Annotated in this window: 2 protein-coding genes; one reads left to right on the plus strand and one right to left on the minus strand. The window is 37.6% G+C overall.

Going from position 1 to position 861, the window contains the following annotated elements; all coding sequences use genetic code 11:
• Window positions 1–63: 63 nt before the first annotated feature.
• Window positions 64–456, minus strand: a complete 393-nt coding sequence (locus KIV40_RS29735; RefSeq protein ID WP_285352858.1) for a hypothetical protein — start codon at window positions 454–456, stop codon at window positions 64–66.
• A 140-nt stretch (window positions 457–596) separates the two neighbouring features.
• Between KIV40_RS29735 and KIV40_RS29740 the strand changes: the two genes are divergently transcribed.
• A partial coding sequence (locus KIV40_RS29740; protein WP_285352859.1) for a hypothetical protein occupies window positions 597–861 on the plus strand: 265 nt, incomplete at its 3' end.

Genomic DNA, 861 nt, shown 5'->3' on the forward strand with positions numbered 1-861 from the left:
ATTGCGAAGCTAAGTTAAGGGGTTGCGTCGCAATACGTATCAGAGTGTGAAAGTTAGATAGAATTAATTCAAAGACTTTGCAACTTTAAGCATCTCTTTTACTTTATTTGAAGGCAGAATCTCTCTGACTTTAATGTCGGTCAATCCACCAGTAGAGAGTCGTTGATAGACTAGAGCGGCAGCAATAGAGCTATCTGGTAGAGCAACAATAGCTAGATTTTGTGCTCTTCCTACCTCAAAGTAGTAATCAACTAGTATTGCTCCTGGTATGCTCTTAATAGATTTGCGCGCACCTGCTGTTGGATCTGCAGGATTTTCTATTAATAATCTAGCGACTTCAGGGGTCAACTTTCCCTGTACCACGAAGTATTTCAATTCATTTTCTTGGCTAAATGCACCAAAAGAAAGTGCATTTAGCAATAGAGGGAGGAGTACTGCTCTGAGCAATAGTTTCATAAGAAAATTTCCTATCAGTAATTTTTTATAAACTTGAGTTTTTGAATTATATTTAGATATAAATACAATCTTCTAAGCATTCTGGAGGAGTTCTTGATGGTCTTGTGTACATTTTGCGAAGAAAGTGGAAGGCAGTTGTAATGGATTCTATTTCTCTAACACCCCGGGCGACCGCTTTGGCTTATTTAGGCAATTTAAACAAGAGTGGCTTAGTTCTAACTGATATATATAAGCACGTGTGGATACCAGAATACTTTAAAGAGAGGGATAGTGAATATATCCCTGAATCCGTATTAGTGGATCTGTTAAATTACTTACATACAAGCTTAAATCCCAGTGATTTTTTGCTCTATTTGATGACCTCAGCCAATGGTGCCGCTCTCAATCATCTACATATGCTTGAAA

Source organism: Vibrio sp. D173a (assembly GCF_030248475.1).